This is a genomic window from Mesorhizobium sp. ES1-4, from assembly GCF_020164745.1.
Classification (GTDB): domain Bacteria; phylum Pseudomonadota; class Alphaproteobacteria; order Rhizobiales; family Rhizobiaceae; genus Mesorhizobium.
Genome location: NZ_JAIUGV010000016.1, coordinates 108,883 through 124,110, shown reverse-complemented (window position 1 = coordinate 124,110; position 15,228 = coordinate 108,883). Strand labels below are relative to the sequence as shown.

Sequence of the window (15,228 nt, the reverse complement as noted above, 5' to 3'; positions counted from 1 at the left end):
GGCGTGCGAAATCGGACCGAGGCGGCCGTTTTGCTACAAACCTGGCACGCCAAAAACGTGCGTTAGAAGTCGATTTCGATGCGGTGACACACCGGAGCGGCGCCGGTCTACGCAAGCCGAACGGCCAGGACGTGCAGGTCACCCGCGTCGACAAAATGCGAATCGTACTAGGCGGCTGGCCAAGCCCGCAGCCATGGATGGTCCCTATCAGTACCCCGGCTGTTGGGCACCTAAATGAACCGCAATTCTGCCCCGATCCGGCGTGGCGATTGTCAGTAAGGTGATCGAAGGCTCCTCAGTTTTCCACCGCTAATCACGGCCGCTGGATCGAATTTTGGCCGGAATTTCCGAGACTCGTATATGAGAAATTTCTTATGGAGCGCCGGTACGCAATCCGAAGGGTCAAGGATGGGCTTTGGGAGGTCTACGACATAGACAGCGACAAGGTTGTACTCGTGGGTGGGGTGGCCTTGACAAATTTGCTGGATGAAGAGGCTCTCGACGCCTTGGAACTGCTAAAGGGCGGATACCTGACCCCGAGCCAGACCAAGAAGATAAAGCCTTAGCGGGCTGTTGAAAAGCGGCGACAGTCTCAGGTTCGTCATTCACTCGAACCACGAAGGGTGGGAATGAATCGTGCGGGGTGATGACGGACAGACGGGCGAACTGTTGAGCTACGTATACCTCGAAGCTCGGGCGGCGCCCTTGCGCGGATCCTCGATGCGCTCCCTTGGCGGCTATCTCAACATTCTGTCGCCGCGTCACGCCGGGCGCTTGAGCATTGACAGCAGCCATGATCGCCGGGTGATGATGGCCGCCACTTTGGCAGAGGCCTCCTTCAGACGGTGAAACCGCCCCGAACAGGGCTCGGTTCGAATTGATTCGCCAAGTTCCGTATGAAAGCGTACAAAAGGGAGTCGTCAGCAGCACGATACGGGCGTTGACGCTTGGGAGCGACGATCGCACTCCTGCCCCAGTGTGAGGCTAGGATGTCATGGCGAAAGACCCTGAGCGGCCCGGTCTAGCGGTCGAAGTGGTGCGTGCACTTGCCCGGGAATCGGGCACTACCGAACAGCAGATACGTGACATAGCTTTGCTGGTAGGGTTCGACCGCGCCTCCATTCTCAGGGAAGCTCGCCTTCTGGCGAAGGATGGATAGCCGACGAAACTTGCGATTTTTCCACAGCAGCTACTGTCGGTTTCATACCGACACGGCCGCCTGCCTAGTGCTGGCCGGGTGGGACAGTCTATGTTTTGCCACCGTCCGCTCGTTCGAAGGGCGCGGCAGGTCGAGAGATCCTAGTGCTCTTGCCCAAGTGGAGAGCGTCCCGTGGATCACAAGATTCTACAGGCCAAGAGCGAGTTGTTGCGCCGGATGAGCGTGGACGATCTCGAGCGGCTGCGGCCCCATCTCGAAGGTGTTTTTCTGGAGTTACGAGCGCCGTTGGAGAATGAAGGCCAAGCGATCGAAGCCGTCTATTTCTTGGAGAGTGGCATCGCATCGGTCGTGGCCAGGGCTTCGGCCGCGGAAGCAGAGGTGGGAATAATCGGCTTCGAAGGCATGACCGGTTCGGCTCTGATCATGGGTGACGATCTGGCAAGCTTCAATTGTTACATCCAGTCGACGAGCGAAGCGATACGGATCGGCGCCGCGCCATTCGTCGCAGCGTTGGAAGACAGCCCTACCTTGCGACCGTTCCTGTTGCGCTACGTCCAGTATCTCCACATCCAGACGAGCTACACGGCATCGATCAACGCGCGGCACAGCCTGGAGGTTCGGCTGGCGAGATGGCTTCTGATGTGCAGTGACCGGACCGTCGGAGACAGGCTGATGATAACCCACCAATTCCTTTCGGTCATGCTGGGCGTGAGGCGTCCCGGAGTTACCGTCGGGCTTCAGACAATCGAGAGCCACGGCTACATCCGTGCTCGCCGCGGCGAAATCACGATCCGGAATCGGCAAGGCCTCATGTCTCTGGCACGGGAATCTTACGGTGCCCCAGAACTGCAATACCGCCGGCTGATCGGGGATCTCGGTTCCAAGAACCCTTCGAGGCAGGACCGCTCTCTCGACTGATCGCGGCCGCTGACGGGTTGGGTGGCCAGGATCGCGGGAATGACCCACGCGATATGCCAAGTGAGGGCACATTGCCTGTAGGCCCGCGTCGGCCATTGCGGCATGGGGCGCCGCCTGGCCGATCTGGTCGTCCGGCGACGACCGGCGATAAAAGTCGAAGAATTGGAAAAAAACGTCCGGAGCTTGACGTCCCGACCAGCCCGGCCAGGCACTCACAAATCCTTGAACGCAACAGCCTGCGGGAACCACTCAACTCCAGGTTTGTTTGAAGTCGAGGTGCCATCTGGAGAACGGCGGTGAATGTCATGGCCAATTCGCGACCGGTGACCACCAGGCGTCCGCTCTATCGGACGCCAATGGCGGTCGCCAACGTATGTTTCATCGGCACGCTTCTGACCGACCTGACCTATTGGCGTAGCGCTGAGATGATGTGGGCCAATTTTTCGGCATGGCTGCTGTTGGCTGGCCTCGTGATGGGTGTGCTTGCGGTGCTCGCGGCACTTGTCGATCTCTTCACCCGTCGAATTCTGGCTGTTCGCGGGCTGTACCTGTTCGGCTATCTCGCGGTGCTTGTTCTGTCGCTCTTCAATGCGCTGGTGCACAGCCGCGACGCCTGGACGTCGGTCGTGCCGACAGGGCTCATCCTCTCGGTCGCGGCGGTGATCGTCTTGCTTGTCGTGTGGCTGCTGGAATGGAGCACCGGTCGCACTCCCGTGGAGGTGGTCGAATGAGCGCCAGCCCGGCTTCAAGAATGCACATCCGGCGTGCCGTGGGGCTGGGCCTGTTGTGCGGATCGCTTCTGGCATTGCCTGCCTGCAGCGGCAACGACCCAGACCCGAGTGATCAGGTCGGGCCGAACCCGACACTGCCTGAACCGACGCAATATCTGGTTCCGCCCATGCATATCGCTTCGATCATCGGCTGGAAACAGGGTGAGAAACCAACGGTCGCGAAGGGTTTGCAGATCCAGGCCTTCGCCAAGGGATTGAAGCATCCGCGCTCGCTCTACACCCTGCCGAATGGCGACGTTCTCGTGGTCGAGTCCGTGGCGCCGCCCGGCGCCGCGATCAAGCGTCCGAAGGACCTGATAATGGGCTGGATCGAGTCCATGGCGACCTCCGGCGGAGGAGGCATTAAGGGAAGCAACCGCATCACCTTGCTGCGCGACACGAACGGCGATGGTGTGCCTGATGTCCAGGACGTCTTCCTAGACCATCTCAATTCCCCCTTCGGCGTGGCTCTGGTCGGCAACGACCTCTATGTCGCCAACACGGATGCCATCGTGCGTTACCCCTACGCGTCCGGCGATACCAAGATCACCGCGCCAGGCACCGTGCTGACGCCGCTCCCCGGCGGCCCGATAGATCACCACTGGACCAAGTCCCTTGTCGCCAGCCCGGACGGATCGCTGCTTTATGTCGGGGTCGGTTCCAACAGCAACATCACCGAGAACGGCATCCAGGCGGAAAAGGACCGCGCCGCTATCTGGGAGGTCGACAGGGCGACAGGCCGTTCGCGCATTTTCGCGAGCGGGCTGCGCAATCCAAACGGCTTGAGTTGGGAGCCGCAGAGCGGAGCGCTTTGGGCTGTTGTCAACGAGCGCGATGAGCTCGGTCCCAATCTGGTTCCCGACTACATGACGTCGGTCAAGGACGGGGCGTTTTACGGCTGGCCATACAGCTACTATGGCCAGCATGTCGATCCGCGGGTGATGCCGCAGCGGCCGGACCTGGTCGCCAAGGCGATCCCCCCGGACTATGCGCTAAGCTCGCATGTAGCGCCCCTGGGCCTGGCATTTTACACCGGTACCAATCTGCCCGAATCCTATCGCAATGGCGCGTTTGTCGGCGAACATGGCAGCTGGAACCGCAAGCGCTTCAACGGCTACAAGGTCGTTTTCATACCGTTCAATGCGGGTCGTCCCGACGGCAAGCCCCAGGACGTCGTCACCGGCTTCCTTGATAATGACGACAAGGCGCATGGGCGGCCCGTGGGCCTGGCCGTCGACAAGTCGGGTGCTTTGCTGATTGCGGACGATGTCGGGAACACGGTCTGGCGCGTGACTGGCGCGGCCCGGTAGCCATATCGCGGTGGGGCGTGGAGAGCGCTGCGCCCTCCCAGATTTCGTGCAGTGAAGTCATCAAATTTAAATGACGGAACCTCGTTCTGGTGGGAAAAGTCCGCCTTGGCCGATGCGTGTTTGGCCGATGCTTGGAGGTAGCCGTGCACGATAGCCAGCACGAAAGCAAAGCCGGAGCCCAGATCGAGGTCGTCGAAGGGTGCGGCGAATGGTTCGTCCGTGTGATCGGCGACGGGCAGGAAATCACCTGCCAGTTCGAGCTTGAATCCTTCGCTCTTGCCTATGCCGAGGGCCAGAGGCTTCGCTTGAAGCTGGGTGAGATCAAGCGCCTTTGAATATCTGCCGGGGTGATATTGCAGGCGAGTGGGACGGATGAACAGCCGTGCCGACGCGAGCCGCCTTGGCCATGCTGGGCCGGCCGCTCAAGGGTGACCGGATGCAGATCTGAAAGGCTTGATCACCAAGAAGGCTGCTGTTGGGGCATGCAGCTGTTTATCTCGGTTCGTTGTTCAGGCTCAGATAGGTCGGGTCGAACTCGGCTAACCTGGCAAGCTGGTCCCAGTCCAGAATGGTGACCATATGGTTCGTCCAGGTGATCACCTTGATCTTCTTCAAGCCCCCGATCACCCTGTTCATGTGCACAACCGATAACCCGAGCACGTCGGCCATTTCAGCCTGGGACAGCGGCAGATGGAAGCTCATGCCGTTGGCTCGTTGCACCACCCGCAGGCGCACGAACAGTTCACATATGAGATGGGCGAGATGCGATGTCTTGGAGCGGCGGCCCATCGCCACGATCCATTCGCGATGAATGGCGCCATCGACCAGCGTGTCGAGCCAAAGCAACCGGGTCAGGTGAGGAGCCTGTTCGGTAATGGCTTTCAGCTTGCTATGATCCGCGAACATCACCCGGCAAGGGGAGAGCGCGACGATGCCGTGATCCATGCTCTTGAGCAAAAAGGCGTGGAGATCGACAAAGTCGCCGGCCACCTGCAAGGACGTGAACTGCCGGCCGCCGTCCTCGAGTACTTTATAGCGTGCCGCCAGGCCATCCAGCAGCATGGTGCTATAGGTTGGCCGGGACCCCATTTTGACCAGATCCTGCCCCCTTTCGAACTCCCGTCCGAAAGAAACCGTTTCGGCCAGCAAGGCCTTTTCCTCGTCCGACAGAGTATCGTGCTGGCCGAGTTGCAGGTAGAGGGACTCTAACATGATGGCCTCGAAGCGATCGGGGTTGAAGCGCCGATCGCCATTTGTCTCGGACGCAAAGGTGGCAACCGGACCCCCGGACTTCTGCAGATGGCGGGCACAATCAATCGGCAGCCTGTGCGTGTTTGGCGCGAACGCGGGAGCGGGCAGGGAACCACCCGCGCCGCCAGGTATTTAGCACGCTAGAGGTTTCCGAGGCTGCCCGAAAATGAAACGGTACTATTTCGACCTTTACAACAGTGATGGCCTCGTACCGGACGACGATGGCCAGCCGTTCCAATCGCGAGAACAGGCGAGGGCGGAAGCCATTCGCATTTTGCACGATGTCGCTCGCGATGAAATGCCGGATCGCGATCTGGTCAAGATCACCGTCAAGGTGCGCAGCGAGACGGGCGCCCAGGTGTTCGAGGCCTCGCTCATCCTGACCACCGGTTGGAGCGCGTGATCCCGACCGTGACAGCATCGAAGCGGTTCCAACCGAACGCATCTCGTCAGCGTGGCGGACGCTCGGAAAGTGCGCCCGTCTTCACGTTCCGCCTTACCCTTGCTGCTAGGTGATGAATCCGCATGCCGGACACGGATCGATCACCGGATTACCGTCAGCATTCCGGGCGCTCTCGTCACTTGGTGAACTCGACATCAAGAATGCGCAACGCTTCTTCGTATTTGGCCGTGGATGCTCCGATCTGCCGTGATTGCCAGATGTTGTCGGCCAGATCCGCCCGTTTTACCGGCAGCGCCAACGGGTTCGATGCCGCCCGCCGTACGAATGCGTAATAGTCTTCGCCCTCCCTGCGCGTCATGGCCTCGACCGCGGCGGCGATCGTCGGTCCAAAGCCTGCCTCCTCGAGTCTGGTTCGGCTCCAGCCTTCGCCCTTTTCCAGGACGTCGTGCAGATAGGCGACGACTTTCTGGTCCATGGTTTCGACAGCGTCGACCACTCGGCGGCAATGATCGATATAGGGTCTTCCTGTTTTGTCGTGCTGCGAAGCATGTGCCTGTTCCGCGATCTTGGCCGCACGATAGAAAATACCCATCGTATCCGTCTCCGCCCCTTCCATCGCTGCGCGCTGTAGCCTTCGGGCACTGTCACCGCTCCAGGGTCTCGCGTGCGGCTCCAATGCAGCAAAACGCCGGCCGCCGGCGTCGGTTCCTGTGCCTTTCGCAGGAGCGAGTTCCCGCATGGGACGCCCACCTTTCCGAGGCCATGGCATTTGGGGCCGCTTCTGTGGACGGGGCTGGAGTAAATAGACTGGCCAGCGGTCCGGAAGCACCCCGCCGATTGGCTGCCGACCCGCTTCGGTGGCGCGGGAGCGACGGCGAGCTTCGCCCTGTACGTTCCGCAATGGGTGTTAGTCGACCGGACGGTCCGCGACCGAACGCCGTCCATCGAACCACAAGGCAAGCAAAGTGCATACCGCGCCCGAGAGCAGGTAGGCGCCGGCGGCGAGGAGGCCGAAATTGCCGGCCAGCAGCAGGGCTGCGAGCGGCGCGAAACCGGCGCCGAACATCCACGCCAGATCCGAGGTTATCGCGGAGCCGGTATAACGGTACTGCCGGGAAAAGCTCGACGCGACGACACCCGACGATTGCCCGAAGCTCAGCCCCAGCAGGATGAAGCCCAGCACCATGAACAGGGCCTCGCCAACGGTGCCGCCATCCAGAAGCTGCGGGGCAAAGCCGCTGAACGTGGCGATGGCGATCGCCGAACCGCCGAGCAGCGCACGGCGTCCGACGCGATCGGCGAGCGGGCCCGAAGCGACGATGGCCACGATGCCGAAGAGCGCGCTCACCGCCTCGATCGCCAGGAAGCGCGCCGGGCCCTCATTGGTGAACAGGAACACCCAGGAGAGCGGAAACACCGTCACCATGTGGAACAGCGCGAAACTCGCCAGCGGCGCGAAGGCGCCAACGACGACGTTGCGGCCTTCGGCCCTGATCGTGTCCCTTATGCGCGTCGGCTGGAGGTCGCCGCTCTCGTAGAGTTTCGAGAATTCGGGCGTCACCACGATGCGCAGCCTGGCGAACAGGGCCACGACATTGATGGCGAACGCCACGAAGAAGGGGTAGCGCCAACCCCAGGAGAGAAAGTCGTCGGCCGACAGATTGGCGACGAAGAAGGCGAAGAGGGCGCTGGCCACGATGAGGCCGATCGGCGCGCCCAGTTGCGGGATCATGGCATAGAAGCCGCGCCGATTCCGTGGGGCGTTCAGCGCCAGCAGCGAGGGCAGGCCGTCCCAGGTTCCGCCGAGCGCCACGCCCTGCCCGATACGGGCCAGCGCCAAAAGCCACACCGCGACCGCGCCGATATCGCCGTAGGCGGGAAGGAACGCGATGGCGACGGTCGAGGTGCCGAGGAGGAACAGCGCGATCGTCAGTTTCGCGCCACGGCCATAGGCGCGATCGACGGCCATGAACAGGACGGAGCCGAACGGACGAGCGATGAAGGCCAACGCGAAGATGGCGAAGGAATAGAGCGTTCCGAGGAGCGGATCGTGCGTCGGAAACACCAGCTTGGGGAACACGATGACGGACGCGATCGCATAGACGAAGAAGTCGAAGAATTCCGACGTCCTGCCCACGATCACACCGACCGCGATATCGCCCGCGCTGACCTGGCCGTGGTCCGAGCCGATCAGCCCACTGTTTGTTTCGGCAGTCGAAGTCTGAGCCATCTTGTCCGTTGCCGCCGCGTGGAATGAATATTTGGACCCGATTACAGGGTCTCGTTGTGCACTGCACACTGTGCCAGACCTACCCCGGCTGGGCATTGGACAAATTGTCCAATGTCGCCGCGCCGCCGCCGGCAGTAGCCCTTGATCGATACCGCACTGCAACATCCCAACGCGTTGCCGTGGTTCATCGAGGGCAGCGTCTGATGAAACGATTTGGAGCCTTGCTTCTGCTTCCCCTGGCCGGGCTGTTGACCGGCTGCGATATGGTCGTGCTCGCGCCGGCGGGCGATGTCGCGGCTCAGCAGCGCGACCTGCTGGTTGTCTCTACCGTGCTGATGCTGATCATCATCGTGCCGGTCATGGCGCTGACTGTCTTTTTCGCCTGGCGGTACCGGCAGTCCAATGCCTCGGCGACCTATGCCCCGGACTGGGATCATTCGACGAAACTGGAACTGGTGATCTGGGCGGCCCCTTTGCTCATCATCATTTGCCTTGGCGCGCTGACCTGGCTCGGCACGCACCTGCTCGACCCATATCGCCGGATCGGTCGGATCGAGCCGGGCCAGCCCGTCACCCAGTTGCACAAGCCGCTGAGGGTCGAGGTCGTGGCGCTCGACTGGAAATGGCTCTTCATCTATCCGGACTACGGCATCGCCTCCGTCAATGAACTGGCGGCGCCGGTCAACCAGCCGATCGACTTCCGCATCACCTCGTCCGCGGTGATGAACTCCTTCTATATCCCTGCCCTTGCCGGCCAGATCTATGCCATGCCGGCCATGGAGACGAAGCTGCACGCCGTCATCAACCGGCCGGGCACCTATAGCGGCTTCTCGGCCAACTACAGCGGTGCCGGTTTTTCCGGGATGCGCTTTGCGTTCCACGGTCTGTCCGACCAGGCATTCGACCAATGGGTGGCGCAGGCAAGGACCGCGTCGGCGGCGCTCAGCCGCGACAGTTATCTCGAACTCGAAAAGCCGAGCGAAAACGAACCGGTCCGCCACTACGCCTCCGTCGATCCCGATCTCTACGGCGCCATCCTCAATCTGTGCGTCGAGCGCGGCAAGATGTGCATGAACGAGATGATGTCGATCGACGCCAAGGGCGGCCTCGGCCTTGCGGGTATCCGCAACACGCTGCCGCTGCAATACGACAAACTCGCCCGGCGCGGCGCGGTGTTCGGAAACGATCCCTCCTATGTCGCCAGCATCTGCACGGCTGAGGAGGCTGCTGCCGCGGCACGCGCGGCCAGCGATGCCACGCCGGCGGATTGGCCGATGAAGAATCTTTCCCCGCTTCGTGGGGCGGGGCTGCTCAGGCCCGGGGCCGAGAGCCGCCGCGCCGAGGCGGATGCGCCATCGCTCGGCCTGCTGCGGCGCGAATTGTGAGAGATAGCCGATGCCCGATACGCTGACCAAGTTCATTTTCGGCCGTCTCACCTGGGAATCGCTGCCCCTGCATGAGCCGATCGTCGTGGCCACCTTCGTCGCGGTGGCGCTCGGTGGCATCGCGCTTCTCGGCGTCATCACCTATTTCAAGCTCTGGACCTATCTGTGGCGCGAGTGGTTCACCAGCGTCGACCACAAGAAGATCGGCATCATGTACATGGTGCTGGGCCTCGTCATGCTGCTGCGCGGCTTCTCGGACGCCATCATGATGCGCCTCCAGCAGGCCATCGCCTTCAACGGCTCCGAGGGCTACCTGAACTCACACCACTACGACCAGATCTTCACCGCCCACGGCGTCATCATGATCTTCTTCGTGGCGATGCCCTTCGTCACCGGGCTGATGAACTTCGTCGTGCCGCTGCAGATCGGCGCGCGGGACGTCTCCTTCCCTTTCCTCAACAATTTCAGTTTCTGGATGACGGTCGGCGGCGCCATCCTGGTCATGGCATCGTTGTTCGTGGGCGAATTCGCCCGCACCGGCTGGCTCGCCTATCCGCCGCTCTCCGGCATCGGCTACAGTCCCGACGTCGGCGTCGATTACTATATCTGGGCGCTGCAGGTGGCGGGTGTCGGCACGACGCTGTCCGGCATCAACCTGATCTGCACGATCGTCAAGATGCGGGCGCCCGGCATGACGATGATGCGCATGCCCATCTTCACCTGGACGTCGCTCTGCACCAACGTGCTGATCGTCGCTTCCTTTCCGGTGCTGACTGCGGTGCTCTCGATGCTGGCGCTCGACCGCTATGTCGGAACGAACTTCTTCACCAACGACTTCGGCGGCAACCCGATGATGTATGTGAACCTCATCTGGATATGGGGTCACCCTGAAGTCTACATCCTCATCCTGCCGCTGTTCGGCGTCTTTTCCGAGGTCACGTCGACCTTCTCCGGCAAGCGTCTGTTCGGCTACACCTCGATGGTCTACGCCACGATAGTCATCACCATCCTGTCGTATCTCGTCTGGCTGCACCACTTCTTCACCATGGGTTCCGGCGCCAGCGTCAATTCCTTCTTCGGCATCACCACGATGATCATCTCGATCCCGACGGGAGCCAAGATATTCAACTGGCTGTTCACAATGTACCGGGGCCGCATCCGCTTCGAGCTGCCGATGATGTGGACGGTGGCCTTCATGCTCACCTTCACCGTCGGCGGTATGACCGGCGTGCTGCTTGCCGTGCCGCCGGCGGATTTCGTGCTGCACAACAGCCTGTTCCTGATCGCGCACTTCCACAACGTCATCATCGGCGGCGTGCTGTTCGGACTGTTCGCCGGCATTGCCTACTGGTGGCCCAAGGCCTTCGGGTTCAAGCTCGACCCGTTCTGGGGCAAGGTCTCGTTCTGGTGCTGGGTGGTCGGCTTCTGGTTCGCCTTCATGCCGCTTTACATCCTCGGCCTGATGGGCGTGACGCGCCGCATGCGTGTGTTCGACGATCCCTCGCTGCAGATCTGGTTTGTCATCGCCGCGTTCGGCGCGGTGCTGATTGCCTGCGGCATTGCCGCCTTCCTGGTCCAGATATTCGTCTCCATCCGAAGGCGCGAGGCCCTGGCCGATCCGACCGGTGATCCCTGGGACGGCCGCACACTCGAATGGTCGACTTCTTCGCCGCCGCCTGCCTACAATTTCGCCTTCACGCCTGTCATTCGCGACAACGACGCCTGGTGGGACATGAAGCAGGCCGGCTACGTCAGGCCGCTCGCCGGCTTCAGGCCGATCCACATGCCAAGCAACACCGGCACCGGCATCATCCTGGCGGCGTTCAGCGTCGCGCTCGGTTTCGGCCTGATCTGGTACATCTGGTGGCTGGCGGCGCTGAGCTTCGTCTGCCTCATAGCCACGGCGATCGGTCATACCTTCAACTATCATCGCGACTTCCACATACCGGCGGCCGAGGTCACGCGGACGGAGCAGGCGAGGACGACGCTCCTCGCCGCTCAGGGTTAGGGTTTGAGCATGGCAATGACAGCAACCACCGCCGGCACCGGACCGGTCTTTCACCTCGAAGAAGAGCATGCGCACGCCGAGGGCGGGTCCACCATGCTCGGCTTCTGGCTCTACCTGATGAGCGACTGCCTGATCTTCGCCATGCTGTTTGCCGCCTATGGCGTGCTCGGCGGCAACTACGCGGCCGGGCCGGCGCCGAAGGACCTGTTCGACCTCGACCTGGTGGCGGTCAACACCGCCATGCTGCTTTTTTCCTCGATCACCTACGGCTTTGCCATGCTGACCATGGACAAGGGCCGCGTGGCCGCGACGCAAGCCTGGCTTGCCGTGACCGGCCTGTTCGGCCTGGCGTTCCTGTCCATCGAGCTCTACGAATTCGCCCACATGATCCATGAAGGCGCCACGCCGCAGCGCAGCGCCTTCCTGTCGTCCTTTTTCACGCTGGTCGGCACGCACGGCCTGCATGTCACCTTCGGCACCGTCTGGCTGGTGACGCTGATGGTGCAGGTCGCGCGATTTGGCCTCATCGAAGCGAACCGCCGCCGGCTGATGTGCCTCAGCATGTTCTGGCACTTCCTCGACGTCGTCTGGATCGGCGTCTTCACCTTCGTCTATCTGATGGGAATGTTGCGATGAGCGCTCATGATCATGCCGAGGGTCACGGCCTCGGCGGAGCAGCACACGGATCGTTCCGGGGCTATCTGACCGGCTTCGTCCTGTCGGTGATCCTGACCGCCATTCCATTCTGGCTGGTCATGACCGGCGCCATCGACGACAAGCAGGCCACGGCCATCGTCATCATGGCCTTCGCGGTCGTGCAGATCGTGGTCCACATGGTCTTCTTCCTGCATATGAACACCACCTCGGAAGGCGGATGGTCGATGCTGGCTCTGATCTTCACGCTGATCCTGGTCGTCATCGTGCTGACCGGGTCGCTCTGGGTGATGTACCATCTCAATGCCAACATGATGCCTGGGCTGCACGACATGCGCGAAATGCCATGAGCCCGGTCCCGGGCTCGGGGAGGACCATCATCGAAGCGACCGGGCGGGCCGGCATCGGTCCGCGTCCCGCCCCGCAGAGGGACGCCGGCCGGTCGTCCGCGTGGCGCTTTGTCCTTGTGCTGCTCGGGCTTGTCGGCGTGCTGGTGTTTGTCGGGCTTGGCATATGGCAGCTGGAAAGGCGGGCCTGGAAGCTCGACCTGATCGCACGTGTCGACCAGCGCGTTCATGCGCCGGCTGTCGATGCGCCTGGCCCGGAAGGCTGGAACGGCATCACCGCGGCCGGTTACGAATACCGCCATGTGCGATTGGCGGGGCGCTTTCTGGGCGGCGCCAACACGCTGGTGCAGGCGGTGACGGAGCTTGGCGGCGGCTATTGGGTGCTGACGCCGATGCGCACCGACCGTGGCTTCGTTGTGCTGGTCAACCGCGGTTTCATTCCCCTGGAGCGCAAGGCGGAGTACGAACAGGAGGGCCGCGGTCCAACCGAGCCGGCCGCCGTAGAGGGGCTGTTGCGCATGAGCGAGCCCGACGGCGGCTTCCTGCGCACGAACGACGCCAAGGGCAATCGCTGGTATTCGCGGGACGTCGCCGCCATCGGAACCGCACGCGGCCTGACGGACGCCGCTCCCTATTTCGTCGATGCGGGAGCGTCCCGCGTCGATAGCTGGCCGCGCGGCGGCCTGACGGTCGTGACTTTCCGAAACAGTCACCTGGTCTATGCTTTGACCTGGTTCGCGCTCGCTGCCATGCTCGCCATTGCCCTGGCCAGGCCGATCATCGGCCGCCGCCAACGGCAAGGACCTGCGAGATGAGCGTTCCCACGCAAGCGCTTCGTCATGACAAATCCCCGATGGCGGCATCCCTTGCCGGCAAGAACGGGGCGGTGTCGCATGCCGATGCGACGAACAGGAAGAACCTGTTCCTGCTGATCCAACTGCGTTGGCTGGCGGTGGCGGGCCAGGTGCTCACCATTCTGGCGACGGAATACTGGTTCGGTATTCCGCTGCCGCTGGCGCAGATGGCCGGCGTGGTGCTTTTCCTGGTGGGCCTCAACATCTTCAGCCTGCTGGTCCTGCGCGGTACCAGTCCTATCAGCAACACCCAACTCTTCGTCGCGCTCATCTTCGACATGGCGGCACTGACGACGCAGCTTTACCTGAGCGGCGGCGCGTCCAATCCGTTCGTATCGCTCTATCTCTTGCAGATCACCCTTGGCGCGGCGCTGCTGACGCCGGCGTTCACCTGGACCCTTGTGGCGGCTGCGTCTGCCTGCTTCGTGTTCCTCATCTTCTTCTTCCAGCCGATCGTGATCCCGCATCATGGCGGCAGCGATCTCCTGTCCCTGCACATCAGGGGCATGTTCATCTGCTTCGTGCTGGCGGCCGGACTGATCGTCATCTTCATGACGCGCATCAACCGTAATCTGCGCGAGCGCGACGCCTATCTCGCCGACCTGCGCCAGCGATCGGCCGAGGAGGACCACATCGTACGCATGGGCCTGCTGGCCTCTGGCGCCGCGCACGAACTCGGCACGCCGCTCGCCACGATATCGGTCATCCTGTCCGACTGGCGCCAGATGCGCACCCTTGCGCGCAACCGCGAACTGGCGGCCGACGTGGCCGAAATGCGGGCGCAGATCGAGCGCTGCAAACGCATCGTGTCCGGCATCTTGATGTCTTCCGGCCAGGCGAGAGGCGAGGGAACGATACGCACGACCATTCGCGGTTTCCTCGACGGTCTGGTCGAGGAGTGGCGCATCAGTCGCCAGCCGTTCAAGCTGGAATACAAGAACGATTTCGACCCGGACGAGCCGATCGTGTCCGACACGGCGCTGAAGCAGGTCATCTTCAACGTCTTCGACAACGCCCAGGAAGCATCGCAGGACTGGGTCGGCGTCACTGCCGAGCGGCACGGCGACAAGCTGATGATCTCCGTGCGTGATCGCGGTCCGGGTTTCGACGAGGCTATTCTGGCGGCACTTGGCCAACCCTATATGTCGAGCAAGGGGCGGCCAGGCGGCGGCCTTGGCCTGTTCCTCGTCATGAACGTGGTCCGGAAACTGGGAGGCGATTTTTCGGCGCTCAACCTGGAGCAGGGCGCCTGTGTCACCCTTTCGTTGCCGCTGGCGGCACTGACCGATGGAGATGATCGTGAGGCCTGATCGATCCCTGTTTATCGTCGAGGACGACGCGACTTTCGCGAAAACGCTGAAGCGCTCCTTCGAAAAGCGCGACTACGACGTCGTCGTCTGCCACGACAGGGAAGCATTGCTCAGCGCCCTCGAGACGACTGTTCCGGCTTACGCCGTCGTCGATCTCAAGCTCGGCGCCGGCGGCTCCGGGCTGGAGTGCGTCAAGCTGCTCGGCGCCCGCGACGCTTCGACGAGGATCGTCGTGCTGACCGGGTTTGCCAGCATCGCCACGGCTGTCGAGGCGATTAAGCTCGGCGCGAGCCATTACCTGGCGAAGCCCGCCAACACCGATGACATCGAAGCCGCCTTCGGCCGTGCCGAGGGCGATGTGTCGGTACCGCTTTCCTCCCGGCCCACCTCGATCAAGAACCTCGAATGGGAGCGCATCCACGAGACGCTGGTCGAAACCGGCTTCAACATCTCCGAAACGGCGCGCCGGCTCGGCCTGCACCGACGCACTCTGGCCCGCAAGCTCGAGAAGCGTGTGGTGAGATAGCAGAGCGCCGTTGCGCTCGTGACCGGCCAAGCCGGTCTGGCCCATCGACCGCCCTCGCGGGCATTCAATGCTTCCTTGCGCGGCCTCGGACACCTATCTTAGA

General features: G+C 62.3%; 16 protein-coding genes. 13 read left to right on the top strand and 3 right to left on the bottom strand.

Going from position 1 to position 15,228, the window contains the following annotated elements; all coding sequences use genetic code 11:
- The 5 genes from LB556_RS25690 to LB556_RS25670 all read left to right on the top strand — a co-directional run.
- The coding region (locus tag LB556_RS25690) for a hypothetical protein (protein ID WP_224570390.1) at positions 1 to 284 on the top strand (284 nt) is incomplete at its 5' end.
- Between the two features lie 1,091 nt (positions 285 to 1,375).
- Positions 1,376 to 2,077 carry a Crp/Fnr family transcriptional regulator gene (locus tag LB556_RS25685; RefSeq protein ID WP_224570398.1) on the top strand — a complete coding sequence of 234 codons (702 nt, stop codon included), beginning with the start codon at positions 1,376 to 1,378 and terminating at the stop codon, positions 2,075 to 2,077.
- A gap of 356 nt (positions 2,078 to 2,433) precedes the next feature.
- Positions 2,434 to 2,808, top strand: coding sequence for a DUF2231 domain-containing protein (locus LB556_RS25680; protein ID WP_224570389.1), 375 nt, complete (start codon positions 2,434 to 2,436; stop codon positions 2,806 to 2,808).
- Positions 2,805 to 4,157 (top strand): PQQ-dependent sugar dehydrogenase, encoded by a 1,353-nt coding sequence (locus tag LB556_RS25675; protein ID WP_224570388.1) that lies wholly within the window; start codon positions 2,805 to 2,807, stop codon positions 4,155 to 4,157. The genes LB556_RS25680 and LB556_RS25675 overlap by 4 nt, the downstream gene beginning before the upstream one ends.
- Positions 4,158 to 4,300: 143 nt before the next feature.
- Positions 4,301 to 4,492 carry a hypothetical protein gene (locus LB556_RS25670; protein ID WP_224570387.1) on the top strand — a complete coding sequence of 64 codons (192 nt, stop codon included), beginning with the start codon at positions 4,301 to 4,303 and terminating at the stop codon, positions 4,490 to 4,492.
- Between the two features lie 157 nt (positions 4,493 to 4,649).
- On the opposite strand, the gene LB556_RS25665 is transcribed toward LB556_RS25670, so the two are convergent.
- Positions 4,650 to 5,369, bottom strand: a complete 720-nt coding sequence (locus LB556_RS25665; RefSeq protein ID WP_224570386.1) for a Crp/Fnr family transcriptional regulator — start codon at positions 5,367 to 5,369, stop codon at positions 4,650 to 4,652.
- A 205-nt stretch (positions 5,370 to 5,574) separates the two neighbouring features.
- Here LB556_RS25665 and LB556_RS25660 point away from each other — a divergent pair, with 205 nt between their 5' ends.
- On the top strand, positions 5,575 to 5,811 hold the full coding sequence (locus LB556_RS25660; protein WP_224570385.1) for a DUF6894 family protein: 237 nt from the start codon (positions 5,575 to 5,577) through the stop codon (positions 5,809 to 5,811).
- 175 nt (positions 5,812 to 5,986) lie between these two features.
- On the opposite strand, the gene LB556_RS25655 is transcribed toward LB556_RS25660, so the two are convergent.
- Together LB556_RS25655 and LB556_RS25650 are read right to left on the bottom strand one after the other, a co-directional pair.
- Complete coding sequence (locus LB556_RS25655; protein ID WP_224570384.1) at positions 5,987 to 6,403, bottom strand: HD domain-containing protein; 417 nt, start codon at positions 6,401 to 6,403, stop codon at positions 5,987 to 5,989.
- Positions 6,404 to 6,718: 315 nt separating this feature from the next.
- Positions 6,719 to 8,041 (bottom strand): MFS transporter, encoded by a 1,323-nt coding sequence (locus LB556_RS25650; RefSeq protein WP_224570383.1) that lies wholly within the window; start codon positions 8,039 to 8,041, stop codon positions 6,719 to 6,721.
- 203 nt (positions 8,042 to 8,244) lie between these two features.
- Here LB556_RS25650 and cyoA point away from each other — a divergent pair, with 203 nt between their 5' ends.
- From cyoA to LB556_RS25615, 7 genes are read left to right on the top strand one after another with little or no spacing between them, the layout of a single operon-like run.
- Positions 8,245 to 9,426 carry a ubiquinol oxidase subunit II gene (cyoA, locus tag LB556_RS25645; protein WP_224570382.1) on the top strand — a complete coding sequence of 394 codons (1,182 nt, stop codon included), beginning with the start codon at positions 8,245 to 8,247 and terminating at the stop codon, positions 9,424 to 9,426.
- A 10-nt stretch (positions 9,427 to 9,436) separates the two neighbouring features.
- Positions 9,437 to 11,434 (top strand): cytochrome o ubiquinol oxidase subunit I, encoded by a 1,998-nt coding sequence (gene cyoB, locus LB556_RS25640; protein WP_224570381.1) that lies wholly within the window; start codon positions 9,437 to 9,439, stop codon positions 11,432 to 11,434.
- Positions 11,435 to 11,443: 9 nt separating this feature from the next.
- On the top strand, positions 11,444 to 12,070 hold the full coding sequence (gene cyoC / locus LB556_RS25635; RefSeq protein ID WP_411908615.1) for a cytochrome o ubiquinol oxidase subunit III: 627 nt from the start codon (positions 11,444 to 11,446) through the stop codon (positions 12,068 to 12,070).
- Positions 12,067 to 12,438 carry a cytochrome o ubiquinol oxidase subunit IV gene (gene cyoD, locus LB556_RS25630; RefSeq protein WP_224570379.1) on the top strand — a complete coding sequence of 124 codons (372 nt, stop codon included), beginning with the start codon at positions 12,067 to 12,069 and terminating at the stop codon, positions 12,436 to 12,438. Before cyoC ends, cyoD begins: the two co-directional genes overlap by 4 nt.
- Complete coding sequence (locus tag LB556_RS25625; RefSeq protein ID WP_224570378.1) at positions 12,435 to 13,250, top strand: SURF1 family protein; 816 nt, start codon at positions 12,435 to 12,437, stop codon at positions 13,248 to 13,250. The genes cyoD and LB556_RS25625 overlap by 4 nt, the downstream gene beginning before the upstream one ends.
- A complete protein-coding gene (locus tag LB556_RS25620; protein WP_224570377.1) occupies positions 13,247 to 14,599 on the top strand; it encodes an ATP-binding protein in 1,353 nt (450 codons plus the stop codon). The genes LB556_RS25625 and LB556_RS25620 overlap by 4 nt, the downstream gene beginning before the upstream one ends.
- On the top strand, positions 14,589 to 15,125 hold the full coding sequence (locus tag LB556_RS25615) for a response regulator transcription factor (RefSeq protein ID WP_224570376.1): 537 nt from the start codon (positions 14,589 to 14,591) through the stop codon (positions 15,123 to 15,125). Before LB556_RS25620 ends, LB556_RS25615 begins: the two co-directional genes overlap by 11 nt.
- Positions 15,126 to 15,228 lie beyond the last annotated feature (103 nt).